We start from the raw sequence: 15,351 nt of genomic DNA, 5'->3' as shown, positions 1-15,351 counted from the left end.
AGGAAGGGGAACAAAATGATTGAAACTGCTTATGTGGAGATAAAGTGTGCACGTGAGCTTTATGCGACAAATCGGAAATACCGAGTATTTATTAATGACCATTTTGTGGGCTCGCTTAAACGCAGGCAAAAAATGACCATTGAAGTACCTGCAGGGACCCATAAACTTTTTGCGACGAATGATGCATCTGATACTGAAACGTTAGAACTATCGGTTCAAGAAGGAGACAGAGTGTCGTATCAGTTAAAAGGTTGTCGTGATAAATCACTGTCCTTCACAAAAATATTAGCGATATAACGAATGACGAAACCCAAAAGGAGCAAATCCTTTTGGGTTTTTTTATCACCTTGACAAAGGGAAGAGAAGGATGATAAATTATACAAATGTTTTAGTGATTTATCAGACTAAAGGATGATGGATATGAATGCAGTAATAATTGCCGTTTTACTTATGATTCTATTGAGTTTGTTAAGAGTGCACGTCGTATTGGCGATCACACTCTCTGCTTTAGTAGGTGGACTACTAGGAGGACTAGATTTTTCAAGTACCGTACAAATATTTGGGAATGGTTTAGGGGGCAACGCAGAAATTGCCTTTAGCTATGTTCTTTTAGGTGCTTTTGCAGTTGGGCTCTCGAGGACTGGCTTACCAGATTTTATGGTGGATCGTTTGCAAGTCTGGATGAAGCGAAACGGAGAGCGTGAACGAGATACGCTATCAAGAATGTTGCTCTTCCTCATGCTTTTAATTGTTGCGAGTATGTCGCAAAATGCGGTACCTGTTCACATTGCATTTATTCCGATATTAATTCCGCCGATTTTGCTTATTTTAAATCGATTAGAAGTGGATCGCCGATTGATTGCGTGTATTTTAACATTTGGTTTAACTGCTCCTTATATGCTCCTCCCCTATGGGTTCGGGCAAATTTTCCATAAGACGATTGCGGATAATATGGAAGCAAGTGGATTGCCTATTAACATCGATCTTATTCCACAAGCTATGCTACTTCCAACAGCAAGTACGCTAATTGGCTTAGGAATTGCAGTATTTATTACCTATCGTCAGCGCCGTGTCTACAAAGATGTTCCGCTATCAGGTGATGATCCTAGCATGAGCGAGGAAAAATCTTATAGCACAACGTCGCTATTGCTTGCGGGGCTTGCGGTTGTCGTGACCGTTGTTGTACAAAGTTTTTATCGTGATTCTATGATTCCGGCTGCACTAGCTGGATTACTTCTACTGTTTGTAACCGGAGCTGTTAAAGTGAAAAAAACAGATGAAGTGATGTCAGAAGGTATTAAAATGATGGGCTTTATTGGGTTTGTCATGCTTTCTGCAGCAGGGTTTGCTGATGTGATTCGAGAGACGGGTCATGTTGAAAGCCTTGTGCAAAACGTAGCGAGCATGATTAACGGCAATCAAATCATCGCAGCACTCTTAATGATGGTCGTTGGTTTGATTATTACTTTAGGGATTGGTTCTTCTTTCTCAACCATTCCGATTATTACAGCGCTTTTTGTTCCACTCGGTTTAGAAGTCGGGATGTCGACATTAGCAATTATCTCCATTATTGGTTCTGCTGGAGCGATTGGTGACGCAGGTGCGCCAGCATCGGATTCAACTCTAGGCTCAACGGCAGGCTTAAATGCAGACGGACAGCACGATCATATTTGGGATACCTGTGTGCCGACGTTCTTGCACTTGACCGTTCCACTATTTCTTGTTGGTTGGCTAACGGCCATTATCTTATAAAAAAAAGCGAAGCCAGTCAGATTGACTGTTCTTCGCTCTTTTTTTATTTTACTGCGTCTTTTAGTTGTTTACCTGCTTTGAATGCCGGTGTTTTTGTAGCGGAAATATCAATTTCTTCACCAGTTTGTGGGTTACGTCCTTTTCTAGCTGCACGCTCACGAACTTCAAAGTTACCAAAGCCAATTAGTTGAACCGTTTCTCCTTTTTCAAGTGACTCTGCGATAAGATCAAACATACTATTAACTGCTGTTGTCGCATCTTTCTTTGAAAGCTCAGCTCGCTCAGCAAGTGCATTAATTAATTCAGTTTTATTCATAACGAACACTCCTTAAAACGTATATGTTAAGTACTGGTACCATCTTACCCAGCTTACATAAGTTTATACATGATTATTGCTTTTTTTCTGCAACTGATGAATCGTTGCATTAATCTCAGCGCCAATAATTAAGATAATCCCCGTTAAAAAGAACCAAAACATGAGAATAATGACACCTGCAAGTGGTCCGTATGTACTCTCAAAGTTTGAAAAATCACTCACATAAAGAGAAAAGAAAAAAGAGATTAGCTGCCATGCGAATGTAGCCACAATTGCACCTGGTAACCCGTCCTTTAATTTAAGGTGCTTGTTTGGAGCAATACGATACAAAACCATTAACGATAAAATCATGACTGTAACTGCCACAACCCAACGTAGATTATCAAGCATTGAGATGAATTCAGACGGAACCGATAAGAAATTTTCTAAGAAATCAAGAATTAAGCTACCAAAGACAGGTAGTGCAAGCGTGATGATAATGACAATAATCATCGCTAAGGTTAGAACAATTGCCGTTCCGCGTAACTTTAAAAAATGTCGTGTTTCTTCAATGTTGTATGCACGATTGACAGAACGTATAAATGAGTTAATGGCGTTTGAAGCTGACCAAAGTGTACCTATAATCCCAATCGAGAATAGTCCTATTTGTGGTTCACCAATTGTATTTAACACAATCTCACTAAAGGTTTCGCCAATTTCGCCCGGGAAAAATTCCGTAATGGTGTTCGATACTTGTTCATTGTCTATATCAAAGAAAGACACTCCTGCAAGCACAAAAATCATTAACGGAAAAATGGCAAGTAAGAAGTAAAAAGATAAAGTAGCTGCTAAATCAGGAATCGGATCTTTTTTGATCTGTTCAACTAATAGCTTAAAAAATGGACGGAATTTCATGTACGCCTCCTAGATAGGTAAAAATTACTTAGCAAATTCATTATAAAATTAAATGAAAGCTTCGACAGGACAGACTGCTATCCTTTATACTATATACGAAGATGAAAGGAGAGTGTACCATATGCCATCAGTAGAAAGCTTTGAGCTTGATCACACGATTGTAAAAGCACCATACGTTAGACATTGTGGGACGCACAAAATTGGGACGGATGGAGAAGTGAACAAGTTTGATATTCGCTTTTGTCAGCCTAATAAGGAAGCATTAAAGCCTGACGTGATTCATACGATGGAACATTTATTAGCAATCAACATTCGCCGCTTTTCTGAAGAGTACGATCACTTTGATGTCGTTGATATTTCTCCAATGGGATGCCAAACTGGTTACTATTTAATTATGAGTGGAACACCAAGCGTCGCTGAAATAATAGATGTCCTAGAAAAGACTATGACCTATTCTCTGCAAACAGAACAAGTTCCTGCTGCTACGGAAAAAGAGTGTGGGCAGGCTGTGCTTCATGATTTAGAAGGAACAAAAGAGAGAATGCGCAAGTGGCTTGCAGAGGACAAAGAAAGTTTAAAACAAGTATTCTAAACCATTTGTTCTAACGATCAAAAACGTTTAATTAAAACAAGCGCTAACGAGTTTCGAGAGCCTCAATCGGTTCATCTCGTAGCGCTTGTTTTTCTTTATATGAAAGAAGTCTGAAATCTTCGTTCTTATTAGTCCGTTATCCAATCTCGGCATAAACGTGTATCGGCTTTTAATATGTTTTCAAAATGATGCAGAGCAACATCTGTGTCTTTTTGTGTGAAACTAGCGATGGCGTCTGCGGGAATACAAAGCTCGTATTCTAATGTATAAGCATCATTTGCTGTAAACTGTACACACATATTCCCAACAATTCCCGTTAACACAAGAGTGTGTACGCCTAAATGCTCGAGAAGAAGATGAAGAGGTGTGTCAAAGAAACCAGAGAATTTAGGTTTGATGATCGAATAATCATCGTCACTTGGCTCAAGTCGAGCCGCAATAGATGAACCGAGGTCATTACTTGTTTTAATATCATAAACGAGTTGATTGAAGTCCGATTTCCATTTGCCGTAGTTGTCATTTACATATAAAATGGGACAACCTTTTTGCTTCATCGTGTTTTTAAGGGCAAGAATGTTTTCTGTAATGTCTCTTGTTTGTGGGTAAATATCAGCCCCATGTTCAAAAGAAAGTGGGTTAATCATGTCAATAATAAGTAGTGCTGTATGTTTATCCATGCTTTTCTTCAGCTCCTAAAGGATCCCTTAATTTAAAACAGGAGTTTGGGAAATTCCTATGTTATGATTAGGATAAACAAACAAACTATAATTACTCTAAAGGACTAGCGTAAGATGAGGAGCGATCACTGTGTTTGATAAGAAATCAGTTGAGATTTTGCAAATTATTGAAGCAAATGGCCGAATTGAATCGGAAAAGATTGCAAAAATGGTTGATCTAACGGCAGAAGAGGTAGACACATACATTACAGAACTTGAAGATAAGAACGTAATCCTTAGTTATTCAGCTGTTGTAGACTGGGCTAAACTGCCGGTTCAAGAAACTGTGACAGCCATGATCGATGTGAAAGTCGCGCCGAAGCGTGGCGTAGGATTTGATGAAGTGGCTGAGCGTATTCACCGTTTTCCAGAGGTAAGGGCGTTGTATTTAATGTCAGGTGCATATGATTTATCTGTTGTCGTTGAAGGGAAAACGATGCAAGAAACGGCTCGGTTTGTATCCGAACGATTGTCCACCATTGATTCTGTACTATCAACAACAACTCATTTTCAATTAAAGACCTATAAGCATGATGGGGTTATTTTTAAAGAACCAGACGAAGATCGTAGAATCGTGGTGACGCCGTAATGAAGGAGACAGTTGTAAAAAAAGAGCGCCTCTCACAAAAAGTATCAAGTATACAGCCGTCTGGTATACGACGTTTTTTTGATTTAGCATCGAAAATGGACAATATTATTTCCCTTGGTGTGGGAGAGCCTGATTTTGTCACGCCTTGGAATGTCCGAGAAGCAAGTATCTCGTCCCTTGAAAGAGGTTTTACAGCGTATACGGCAAATGCTGGACTGCCGGAACTGCGTGTAGCCATTTCTCATTACATGGAGCAGCGTTATCGCGTCCACTATAACCCTGATGAAGAGATCTTAGTAACGGTTGGTGCAAGTGAAGCAATTGATATAGGCATGCGGGCGATTTTAGATCCTGGTGATGAAGTCATCATTGTTGAGCCAACGTTTGTTTCTTATGCGCCGCTTGTCTCTCTTGCTGGTGGTGTGCCGATTTCAGTTGGAACGAGCGCAGCGAATCATTTTGAAGTTGAGCCAGTGGATATTGAAAAAGCTATTACAAATAAAACGAAAGCCATTATGATTTGTTATCCGAACAATCCAACAGGTGCATCGTTGAGCAAAAACAAGCTTGAGCAAATTGCGGCCATTGTCAAAAAGCATCAATTACTTGTGTTCTCAGATGAAATCTATGCTGAATTGTCTTATGATGAGGAGCACACATGTTTTTCCGCCTTACCTGGTATGAAAGAACAAACCATCGTTATTAATGGTTTTTCAAAAGCATTTGCCATGACCGGTTGGCGTCTTGGATTTGTGCTTGCACCACCAGATTTGCTGCAAGCGATGCTGAAAATTCATCAGTATAGCTTGATGTGTGCGCCGACAATGGCTCAATACGGTGCGTTAGAAGCGCTTGAGCATGGCATGGAAGATATTGAGAAAATGAAGCTTTCCTATCAGCAACGACGAAATTTCTTTGTGAAAACAGCGAATGAAATTGGATTGCCTTGTCATAAACCAAGCGGGGCATTTTACGCATTTCCTTCAATCGAACATACAGGTTTGTCATCTGAAACGTTTGCAGAAAAGCTTTTAATAGAAGAGCGAGTTGCTGTGGTACCAGGCTCAGTTTTTGGTGCAGGCGGTGAAGGCCATATTCGTTGTTCCTACGCAACATCTCTAAAAAATTTAGAAGAAGCGTTAACTCGTATCGGACGCTTTTTAGAGAATCATAATTGGCAAGCAACGAAATAATCGAACAATAGGGTAAAGAAAGGGATGTAACGGATGAGTATTGTACGAGACCACCAGCCGTTGATTCACTGCATGACCAATGCAGTTGTGACCAATTTTACGGCAAACGGACTATTAGCAATTGGAGCATCACCAGTGATGGCCTATGCAAAAGAAGAAACACATGAAATGGCGACGGCAGCAGATGCGCTATTGTTAAACATTGGGACGCCATCTGAGACTGTTGTGGCGTCGATGATTCACGCCGGTCAAGCTGCCAATAAAAAAGGGACCCCTGTAATTCTTGATCCAGTTGGTGTTGGTGCGACCACGTTTCGAAATCAGCTTGTTGCCCGCATCTTAGAAGAAGTAAACATTACGCTTGTTCGTGGAAATGCAGGTGAAATTGCTGCGGTTTTAGGTGAAGCAGGGACTGTTAAAGGCGTTGACACGAATATTAAGACAGATCCAGTCGCTTTAGCGAAAAAAGCAGCAGAGCAACTACAGACGGTGGTCGTCGTAACCGGAGAAAAAGATGTGGTCACAGACGGGAAGCAAGTTGTACAAGTGTCAAATGGACATGAATGGCTCACCCGTGTTGTGGGTACAGGTTGTTTACTTGGTGGTGTGCTGGCAGCATATCTTGCAGTAAATGGGAAAGACTTTGTTAATGCTGCAGCAAATGGTTTAGCTTTTTACGGAGTCGCTGCCGAGCGAGCGTATGCAAAAGCAAATGAACATGGTGTTGCCTCGTTCCAAATGGAATTTCTTAACGAGCTAAGCATGATCAATGAAGAAGAAGCAGAACCATTCTATCGAATTGAGTGGTTATAATAGAGGAGTTAAGCATGATTAATCAATTGAATTTACACGTACCCCCCCAAATAAATGAAAACCTCGAAAAAAAGAACATTACAGAGCCGACACCAATTCAACAAGCTGTGATTCCTAAAGCATTGAATGGTGAAAGCGTAATGTTTCGTTCGCAAACAGGTTCAGGAAAGACATTAGCATATGTCCTCCCACTTTTAGCAGCAATTGAGGCAGATCAACAAACGATTCAGGCTGTAATTGTGGCTCCTTCGCAAGAGTTGGCTGTTCAAATCGAATCGGTTATTAAAGAAGTGACGGATCAAACAACATTGTCATCGATGGCGTTTATTGGTGGGGCGAATGTAAATCGCCAAGTCGAAAAGCTCAAGAAAAGTAAACCACATATTGCGGTTGGAACACCAGGTCGCTTAATGGAGCTAATTCGACTAAAAAAAATTAAGTTAGCAAATATCCGCATGTTTGTCCTTGATGAAGTGGATCGGTTAGTCGAGGAACAAGAATCGTGGAAAGACGTTGAGGAGCTTGGAAAACGATTAGGCTATAACGTCCAAGGGTTATTTGCTTCTGCCACGATCCCTAAAGGGTTGGAGGACAAGCTTAAAGTGTTTTCACCAAACGTAGAAAAATTGGAAGAGAATACGTCGACTTTACCAGAGCAAATTGAACATCTTGCCGTCATGATTGAAGAACGAGATCGAATTGATACCGTTCGTAAAATTGTTCACGCGGAAGAGATTAAAAAAGGAATTGTGTTTGTCAATCATTTAGATCGGTTGAATGAGACCGTTGAAAAATTACGCTACCGTAAAGTTGAGGCAGTAGCATTATCTTCTGAACAAACGAAAACGGATCGAGAACAAGCAATCGCCCGTTTTAAAAGTGGTGCAGCATCAATTTTAGTGGCGACAGATGTTGCTGCAAGAGGAATTGATATTGAAAAAGTATCTCACATTATTCAGCTTGATGCCTCTCGTTCGTTTGAAAGTTACCTTCATCGTGCTGGTCGGACAGGGCGCGTCAAGGAAGATGGAAAAGTCATCTCTTTGTTAAACGGCCAAGAACGATACCTCAAAGAGAAGTATGAAAAATATTTAAACATTCATGTGAATGAAGTCTTTTTAAAAAATGGGACGCTAATCAGCGAATAAACATGACCGGACTTTGCGCTATAGAGAAACCTATGGTAAAATTAGTTGGTTAAATCATTGTTTAGGAGTTGTATATGAATGTCTAATTACGAAGAAGGTAGCATTATAGAGGGAAAGGTAACAGGAATTAAGCCTTTCGGAGCCTTTGTAGCAATCGATGAAAAAAAACAAGGTCTCGTTCATATTTCTGAAGTCGCTCACGGATATGTGAAGGATATTGCAGATGTATTAACAGTAGGAGACGAAGTGAAAGTTAAAGTCATGTCAGTTGATCAAGAATCTGGAAAGATTTCTTTATCAATCCGTGCGACGCAAGAGGCGCCTGCTCGTCCACAAGCGAAACCACGTACACCAAATGCTGGCGGTGGCGGAGCGCGCAAACCTCAAGCAGCTCAGCAGAAGCAACAAGGCTTTAACACGCTAGAAGATAAACTTAAAGAGTGGTTAAAGCAGTCAAACGAAATTCAAGCAGATTTAAATAAGCGCGCGAAGAAATAAAAAAAGCAGCTAGTGAAAACTAGCTGTTTTTATCGTTGTGGCTCCACTTCATGGTCGCGGCCTAACTCTTCTTTTGGTTTCATTAGAATAGAAATTGCATAAAGACCAGCTAAACCAACTAAGGCATAAATGACACGTGAAATCGCAGACGCTTGACCGTTAAATAGAAAAGCGACAAGATCAAATCGGAAGAACCCAATTAATCCCCAGTTTATAGCACCAATGATGGCTAATACTAATGCTGCTTTTTGAATACCACTCACTTAAAAGCACCTCCTTTTGTTTTGCACATCGATTGAGATGTACTCTTCTTAGATTGGATGGAAAAGACACGATTATTCTAGGTGATGTCTACCAATAATGTTGGAAATAAAGCAGGTGGTTATTTTTGCGTTTAATGGACAAAAAAGCTACGATAAGTGTGGATCAATTTTAAAGGAGGCTCCTTTATGGACGCTTTTACATTTTATAACCCGACAAAATTAATTTTTGGACAAGGCAAAACAGAAAATTTAGCAGATGAGCTCGTTGTATATGATCGAAATGTATTGCTTGTATACGGTGGAGGCAGTATTAAGAAAAATGGCCTATATGATACGGTCATGCAACAATTGGAATATGCAGGCTGTAACGTAACCGAATTGGCTGGTGTCGAGCCTAACCCGCGTTTAACGACTGTTCGAAAAGGAATCGAACTCTGTAAAGAGCACTCGATCGGTTTTATTTTAGCTGTTGGTGGCGGTAGCGTCATTGATGCAACTAAAGCAATCGCTGTTGGTGCACGGACCGAAACCGATGTGTGGGACATTATTACAAAAAAAGAACTTGCAGAAGATGCTCTTCCGTTTGGCACGATTTTAACGTTAGCAGCAACCGGATCAGAAATGAACTCTGGATCTGTGATTACAAATTGGGATACGCATCAAAAAGTCGGCTGGGGCTCGATTTTTACATTCCCGAACTTTTCTATCTTAGATCCAGAAAACACGGTATCTGTGCCAAAAGATCAAACCGTGTATGGCATTGTTGATATGATGACACATGTACTGGAAGCCTATTTTCACCCAGCTGAAAATACGCCGTTGCAAGACCGTATATGCGAGTCCATTCTTTTAACCGTTATGGAAGTAGCTCCAGACTTGCTAGATGATTTAGAAGACACGGATTTACGTGAAACGATTCTTTATAGTGGGACGATGGCTCTTAATGGAATTACGCAAATGGGAGCGCGTGGTGACTGGGGTACGCACAATTTAGAGCACGCGGTATCTGCCGTTTCCGATATTCCTCATGCCGGTGGATTAGCCATTTTATTCCCGCATTGGATGCGCCATAGCGTTGATGTGAATCCTGAGCGAGGCGCACAACTTGCCGAGCGTGTTTTCGGTGTAGATCGCACTGGTAAAGAAGATCGTGATGTTGCTTTAGAAGGAATCGACAAATTGTCTGCATTCTGGACTGCTTTAGGGGCACCAACAACGTTAAGTCATTATGAAATTACAGAAGATCAGCTTGAAGAAATTTCAGATATTGCAAGTACAAATGGTTACTACGGCAACTACCACAAAATCGGTAAGCCAGAATCGTTAGAAATTCTTAAGCAAGCACTGTAAAATAAAGAGGGCAACCAATTTTTGGTTGTCTTTTTTCATTACGTATTTCTCATTCTGTAACAAGCTATTTACGTGTATAATAAACGGGAAGGAGAGTGAAGGGTTTGGCAAAAACACGTGTAGGAATTATTTTTGGTGGAAAATCAGCTGAACATGAAGTATCGCTTCAGTCAGCAAAAAACATAGTAGACGCGATTGATCAAGATCGTTTTGACGTAACACTTATCGGTATTGATAAAAGGGGCCAGTGGCATTTAAATGAAGCCTCTAATTTCTTATTAAATGAAAACAATCCAGCTTTAATTGAGCTTAATCAATCAAATGAAGGGATTTCTTTTTTACCTGGAAAAGAATCCAATCAACTCCAGCCCGTTAATCAACATACGGCGCTTGGACAACTAGATGTCATTTTTCCAATTGTACACGGAACGCTTGGAGAAGATGGGTCTCTTCAAGGTATGATGCGAATCGCAAATTTACCATTTGTTGGTTCAAATGTTTTAGGATCTGCAGTGAGCATGGATAAAGATATCGCCAAGAAACTACTTCAAGCAGAAGGGCTTCAAGTAGCAAAAGGGGTAAGCTTTAATCGTGCAACGAAAGCATCCATTACCTTTAACGAGATTAACGAATCATTAGGGATGCCGGTCTTTATTAAGCCAGCCAACCAAGGCTCATCTGTTGGTGTTAGTAAGGCGACAAATGAAGCTGAATTTCAGGAAGCTGTAGAATCTGCCTTCTCCTATGATCACAAAATTTTAATTGAAGCAGCTGTTGTAGGAAGAGAAATTGAATGTGCAGTTCTTGGGAATGATGAACCAAAAGCAAGTGTATGCGGAGAAATCTTGCCTCAAGACGGTTTCTATTCGTATGATGCGAAATACATTAGCGAAGATGGTGCAAAACTTGCCATTCCAGCAGAACTTTCAGAAGATGTTAGCGCACAAATTCAAGAAATTGCTAAACGTGCATATCAAGCTTTAAACTGTGAAGGATTAGCACGTGTAGATGTTTTCTTAACAGAAGATCATGAAGTGGTAATTAATGAAATCAACACTCTTCCAGGGTTTACAAAAATCAGTATGTATCCAAAGCTTTGGGAAGAGAGCGGACTTTCCTACCAAGATTTAATTTCCACGCTAATTGATTTAGCCATTGAACGTCATGAACAAGATAAGCTATTAAAGAGCTCAGTTTTTGACCGCTGATTACTTGTGTTTTTTGCCTCCTTTCGGTACATTAATGAAGTACCGAATATAAGGAGGCTCTTTTTAATGGCACATATTCAATTCGATTATAGCAAAGCACTTTCCTTTTTCGGAGAGCATGAGATGAAGCATTTGCAAGATCAAGTAACAACTGCACATCAAGCCCTTCACGAAAAAACGGGAGCAGGGAATGACTTTTTAGGGTGGATCGACTTACCAGTTGATTATGATAAAGAGGAATTTGCACGTATACAAGAAGCAGCTAAAAAAATTCGTAACGATTCAGACGTATTACTTGTTGCCGGAATTGGTGGTTCCTATTTAGGGGCAAGAGCAGCAATCGAAGCGTTAAACCATTCATTTTTTAATGTTCTTTCAAACGAACAGCGTAACGCACCACAAGTCATTTTTGTCGGGCAGAATATCAGTTCAACTTATATCCGCGATTTGTTTGACTTGCTGGAAGGGCGCGATGTCTCTGTTAATGTCATTTCCAAATCAGGCACAACGACGGAGCCGGCTATCGCATTCCGTATTTTCCGTGACTTCCTGGAGAAGAAATATGGCAAAGAAGAAGCACGTACTCGCATTTATGCGACAACTGATAAAGAAAAAGGTGCTCTAAAAACCCTAGCGAACGAAGAGGGATACGAATCATTTGTCATTCCTGATGACGTAGGCGGACGTTTCTCTGTTTTAACCGCTGTCGGACTTCTACCGATTGCTGTATCTGGTCTTAATATTGAACAAATGATGAAAGGTGCTGCAGATGCGAGAGATGCGTATGCTTCACCTAAGCTTGAAGAAAACGAAGCATATCAATATGCAGCAGTTCGAAATGTTCTATACAACAAAGGGAAGACGATTGAACTTATGGTGAATTATGAGCCGCAGCTTCACTTTGTTTCAGAGTGGTGGAAGCAACTATTTGGTGAAAGTGAAGGAAAAGACCAAAAAGGAATTTATCCAGCTTCGGTTGATTTTTCTACAGATCTTCACTCGATGGGTCAATATGTACAGGATGGACGTCGTGATTTATTTGAAACTGTCTTACATGTTGAGAATGTGGACAAGCATATTGAAATTGAAAAAGCAGAGCAAGATTTAGACGGATTAAATTATCTTGCTGGAGAAACGATGGATTTTGTGAACAAACAAGCGTTTAAAGGGACGATGCTCGCTCACACAGATGGCGGTGTTCCAAACTTAATTGTGTCGATTCCAAAGCTAGATGAATACACATTTGGCTATCTTGTTTATTTCTTTGAAAAAGCGGTCGCAGTAAGTGGTTACTTATTAGGCGTTAACCCGTTTGATCAGCCTGGAGTAGAAGCATATAAGAAAAATATGTTTGCTTTACTCGGAAAGCCGGGTTTCGAAAAAGAAAAAGAAGAACTTGAAAAACGACTATAAAAAAGGGAAAGCACGGATGAACCATTATCCGTGCTTTTTTGATGCATAAGTTTTTCGCAGGCTCACACACTAATCAATAAAAACGATTAGGAGCGGTCATATGATTTATGTATCTTCAAAAATTGAAGGCAAAGAAGTGAAAGCAAAAGAATTAGAGTCACTATTAACTCCTCTTGGTTATTCAATCGGTGGAAATTGGGATTATGACCATGGTTACTATGATTATAAGCTAGCAGAAGAAGGAGGCTATACATTTCTTCGTTTACCGTTTACAGCAGTAGAAGGAGAAGTTGGCTCGAGCCATGCTGTATTTGAAATGGGGCGACCATATTTATTGAATCATGTTTATCAAGACGGAAACACAGATGAAGGCATAGGAGGCTACATTCCTCCTGCGGTTGATGGACTAATTAACCAATTTCAGCGACCAATTGATAAAGATGGGGAAGTGGACGAAAAATATGTTGACGTCGCCAAAAATTTAATAGAAGAAGTTGAACAAACGTTTCATCTGTAACAATTGTTTGCGGTCCCTCTAGGTTCTTGCTAAAGTAAGGAGAGAACGTGGAGGGATGACAATGACTGATGCCATTATACTTGCTTTTGCCGTTTTTTTAGGATGGATTATTTTAGACATTGCGAAAACGAAAAAAGTAACAGGGGAAGTGATCATACAGGCTGGCTTTGTTGGTGTGGTTGGCGGGATTATTTGGTATGTTATTGGTGTATTGTTAGGGTAGTCTTTATTTCGTCTTAAGTATTCGGTTTCGTTTGTAACGGTTGCGCTCTTTTACGATCCCGCGAATGGAACCGCCAATAAATGAACCAATGATAACGGCAAAAATGGAAGCACGAACTTCGCTTATGTCTCCAATTAGCCATATCAATAGGAGATATATACTCGTTGCACATATAGAAATAACAAACCCATGACCTACTACGCGGAACACACTCATCTACAGCACCTCGATTTTTACTTAAAATAAAGAGAGAGATAAAAACGTTAAAAAGATCACAACTGTTAAAATTAATGTAGTAATGAACCATCGCTTTATACTTGGTTCATTTTTTAAAGCAGAATCAATAATAACCATTAACAAAAACATGATGATAAAGAGAATGATGAAAGTGAAAAATAAAATCATTCAGTTCAACTCCTAAGCAAAATCATTTAGATTTCCGCTTATTGAAAATTCTTGGGATAAGGAATGTATGGGTTAAAAAAAGCGCTACAGTGATAGCGAGCGCATTCACCCACTTTACATGATCATCGTAAATGAGAGATAAGAAGAAGTAAACACTACCGCCTATCATCGCTAAAACCAATGCGTTAATCCATTTGTTAAACCGAACCATCGTTTTATACTCCCTTTATTCCTCCTTGTGCTTTGTTTATCAATACCCGATATGATCACGATCAAACGGACGGTTTCCACGATAAAAAGCGCTTGTCCCGTTGAGGCTGTCTATGATATATTATGAGAGTACAATCAACTCCATACATATTCGGGGCCTTAGCTCAGCTGGGAGAGCGCTTCGCTGGCAGCGAAGAGGTCAGGGGTTCGAGCCCCCTAGGCTCCATCAGTTATTGTGAAACACTTCCTCATGAGGAAGTGTTTTTTTATTTCTCACGTTCCTCGTGTTTCCATATGTAATATGGTTTTCGTTTGTCATTTGACCTTAATTTGCTATACTTAATTGAGAAAAATAAACACATAAATGAAGATTTAACGTAAATAATAAACAATATATGAAAAAATTAAACAAATTAATGTTGACTTATGTCGAATAATGTTTTAAATTAACAGTGAAAGGTGTTAGAAATGAACATGAAAGCACAAGAACGAAAAAACGTCATTCAAAATCTTTTAGAATCAAATGGAAAAGTTGAAATTGAAGAGTTAGCGGAGCAATTGAACGTATCTCAGATGACCATTCGTCGAGATTTAACGCAGCTAGAAGCAGATAACCAAGTAATACGAACACCTGGAGGGGCCATCCCGCAAAAAGCATTAATTCGGGAAACGCCTTATGCTAGAAAAGAAGTCGAACATCTAGATGCAAAGAAAGAAATTGCTAAAAAAGCAGTGACACTGATTGAATCGAATTCAACCATCTTACTTGATTCAGGAACCACGACACTTGAAGTGGCTCGTCTCATTAAAGATCGTCAAGATTTAACCGTAGTCACGAATGATATTAAAATCGCTGCTGAACTTGTGCATTCATCTGTTACATGTATTGTGACAGGTGGTGAAGTACAGGCAGAAGTTGGTGCTTTATACGGCAGTCAAGCGCAGGCATTGATTGAGTCTATTCACGTTGATCTATTTTTACTTGGTGCGCATGCAGTTAATGCGTTATCAGGTGTGATGGCACCAACCCTTGAAAAAGCAAAAATGAAGCAACTAATGATTCAATCTGCGCGTGAAACATGGCTCTTATGTGATTCTAGTAAATTTGCGCAGCAATCGTTTGCCCATGTTTGCAGACTCGATCAAGTTGCAGGAATCATAACCGATTCTGATCTGGGGTTACATGAACTCGGCCAATACCATGAAAAGATCATACAGGTGTAGCGATGGAATAGAAAGGGGGCATGCAAA

The 15,351-nt window shown here is 40.0% G+C and carries 20 protein-coding genes and 1 tRNA gene; 15 read left to right on the top strand and 6 right to left on the bottom strand.

Features of this window, described 5'->3' with window-relative positions:
• Positions 1–15 precede the first annotated feature (15 nt).
• Together ABC361_RS14755 and ABC361_RS14750 are read left to right on the top strand one after the other, a co-directional pair.
• The gene (locus tag ABC361_RS14755; RefSeq protein WP_413074658.1) at positions 16–297 is read left to right on the top strand and encodes a hypothetical protein; all 282 of its coding nucleotides are present in this window, start codon (positions 16–18) and stop codon (positions 295–297) included.
• A 123-nt stretch (positions 298–420) separates the two neighbouring features.
• On the top strand, positions 421–1,752 hold the full coding sequence (locus tag ABC361_RS14750; protein WP_413074657.1) for a Na+/H+ antiporter family protein: 1,332 nt from the start codon (positions 421–423) through the stop codon (positions 1,750–1,752).
• Positions 1,753–1,795: 43 nt separating this feature from the next.
• Here ABC361_RS14750 and ABC361_RS14745 read toward each other — a convergent pair whose 3' ends face one another.
• Positions 1,796–2,068, bottom strand: a complete 273-nt coding sequence (locus ABC361_RS14745) for an HU family DNA-binding protein (RefSeq protein ID WP_413074656.1) — start codon at positions 2,066–2,068, stop codon at positions 1,796–1,798.
• Positions 2,069–2,131: 63 nt separating this feature from the next.
• Positions 2,132–2,962 (bottom strand): YihY/virulence factor BrkB family protein, encoded by an 831-nt coding sequence (locus tag ABC361_RS14740; RefSeq protein WP_413074655.1) that lies wholly within the window; start codon positions 2,960–2,962, stop codon positions 2,132–2,134.
• Positions 2,963–3,083: 121 nt separating this feature from the next.
• Between ABC361_RS14740 and ABC361_RS14735 the strand changes: the two genes are divergently transcribed.
• Positions 3,084–3,554, top strand: coding sequence for an S-ribosylhomocysteine lyase (locus ABC361_RS14735; RefSeq protein ID WP_375078251.1), 471 nt, complete (start codon positions 3,084–3,086; stop codon positions 3,552–3,554).
• A gap of 128 nt (positions 3,555–3,682) precedes the next feature.
• Here the strand turns inward: ABC361_RS14735 and ABC361_RS14730 are convergent, their stop codons facing one another.
• Entirely contained in the window at positions 3,683–4,231 is a 549-nt protein-coding gene (locus tag ABC361_RS14730; RefSeq protein WP_413074654.1) for a cysteine hydrolase family protein, read from the bottom strand.
• Between the two features lie 130 nt (positions 4,232–4,361).
• Between ABC361_RS14730 and ABC361_RS14725 the strand changes: the two genes are divergently transcribed.
• The 5 genes from ABC361_RS14725 (at position 4,362) to yugI (ending at position 8,511) form a co-directional block, all read left to right on the top strand.
• Positions 4,362–4,859, top strand: coding sequence for an Lrp/AsnC family transcriptional regulator (locus ABC361_RS14725; protein ID WP_413074653.1), 498 nt, complete (start codon positions 4,362–4,364; stop codon positions 4,857–4,859).
• Positions 4,859–6,052 (top strand): aminotransferase, encoded by a 1,194-nt coding sequence (locus tag ABC361_RS14720; protein WP_413074652.1) that lies wholly within the window; start codon positions 4,859–4,861, stop codon positions 6,050–6,052. Before ABC361_RS14725 ends, ABC361_RS14720 begins: the two co-directional genes overlap by 1 nt.
• 33 nt (positions 6,053–6,085) lie before the next feature.
• A complete protein-coding gene (thiM, locus tag ABC361_RS14715) occupies positions 6,086–6,865 on the top strand; it encodes a hydroxyethylthiazole kinase (RefSeq protein WP_413074651.1) in 780 nt (259 codons plus the stop codon).
• Positions 6,866–6,879: 14 nt separating this feature from the next.
• Entirely contained in the window at positions 6,880–8,013 is a 1,134-nt protein-coding gene (locus ABC361_RS14710; protein WP_413074650.1) for a DEAD/DEAH box helicase, read from the top strand.
• 78 nt (positions 8,014–8,091) lie between these two features.
• Positions 8,092–8,511, top strand: coding sequence for a S1 domain-containing post-transcriptional regulator GSP13 (gene yugI / locus ABC361_RS14705; protein WP_413074649.1), 420 nt, complete (start codon positions 8,092–8,094; stop codon positions 8,509–8,511).
• A gap of 29 nt (positions 8,512–8,540) precedes the next feature.
• Here yugI and ABC361_RS14700 read toward each other — a convergent pair whose 3' ends face one another.
• A complete protein-coding gene (locus tag ABC361_RS14700) occupies positions 8,541–8,774 on the bottom strand; it encodes a DUF378 domain-containing protein (RefSeq protein WP_099301603.1) in 234 nt (77 codons plus the stop codon).
• Positions 8,775–8,960: 186 nt separating this feature from the next.
• Between ABC361_RS14700 and ABC361_RS14695 the strand changes: the two genes are divergently transcribed.
• The 5 genes from ABC361_RS14695 to ABC361_RS14675 all read left to right on the top strand — a co-directional run bounded on the left by ABC361_RS14695 (position 8,961) and on the right by ABC361_RS14675 (position 13,485).
• Positions 8,961–10,124, top strand: a complete 1,164-nt coding sequence (locus tag ABC361_RS14695) for an iron-containing alcohol dehydrogenase (RefSeq protein WP_413074648.1) — start codon at positions 8,961–8,963, stop codon at positions 10,122–10,124.
• A 104-nt stretch (positions 10,125–10,228) separates the two neighbouring features.
• Positions 10,229–11,332, top strand: a complete 1,104-nt coding sequence (gene ddlA, locus ABC361_RS14690) for a D-alanine--D-alanine ligase (RefSeq protein ID WP_413074647.1) — start codon at positions 10,229–10,231, stop codon at positions 11,330–11,332.
• A 66-nt stretch (positions 11,333–11,398) separates the two neighbouring features.
• Positions 11,399–12,745, top strand: a complete 1,347-nt coding sequence (locus ABC361_RS14685; RefSeq protein WP_413074646.1) for a glucose-6-phosphate isomerase — start codon at positions 11,399–11,401, stop codon at positions 12,743–12,745.
• A 100-nt stretch (positions 12,746–12,845) separates the two neighbouring features.
• Positions 12,846–13,262 (top strand): YugN-like family protein, encoded by a 417-nt coding sequence (locus ABC361_RS14680; protein WP_413074645.1) that lies wholly within the window; start codon positions 12,846–12,848, stop codon positions 13,260–13,262.
• A gap of 61 nt (positions 13,263–13,323) precedes the next feature.
• Positions 13,324–13,485, top strand: coding sequence for a hypothetical protein (locus ABC361_RS14675; RefSeq protein ID WP_413074644.1), 162 nt, complete (start codon positions 13,324–13,326; stop codon positions 13,483–13,485).
• A gap of 3 nt (positions 13,486–13,488) precedes the next feature.
• Here ABC361_RS14675 and ABC361_RS14670 read toward each other — a convergent pair whose 3' ends face one another.
• Positions 13,489–13,701 carry a hypothetical protein gene (locus ABC361_RS14670; RefSeq protein WP_413074643.1) on the bottom strand — a complete coding sequence of 71 codons (213 nt, stop codon included), beginning with the start codon at positions 13,699–13,701 and terminating at the stop codon, positions 13,489–13,491.
• Between the two features lie 21 nt (positions 13,702–13,722).
• A complete protein-coding gene (locus ABC361_RS14665; protein ID WP_413074642.1) occupies positions 13,723–13,890 on the bottom strand; it encodes a hypothetical protein in 168 nt (55 codons plus the stop codon).
• A gap of 363 nt (positions 13,891–14,253) precedes the next feature.
• Between ABC361_RS14665 and ABC361_RS14660 the strand changes: the two genes are divergently transcribed.
• Positions 14,254–14,326 (top strand) — tRNA-Ala (locus tag ABC361_RS14660).
• A 242-nt stretch (positions 14,327–14,568) separates the two neighbouring features.
• On the top strand, positions 14,569–15,324 hold the full coding sequence (locus ABC361_RS14655) for a DeoR/GlpR family DNA-binding transcription regulator (RefSeq protein WP_413074641.1): 756 nt from the start codon (positions 14,569–14,571) through the stop codon (positions 15,322–15,324).
• Positions 15,325–15,351 lie beyond the last annotated feature (27 nt).

This window comes from Shouchella phoenicis (assembly GCF_047238345.1).
Taxonomy (GTDB): Bacteria; Bacillota; Bacilli; order Bacillales; family Bacillaceae_D; genus Shouchella.
This window is presented reverse-complemented; position numbering and strand designations above follow the sequence as displayed.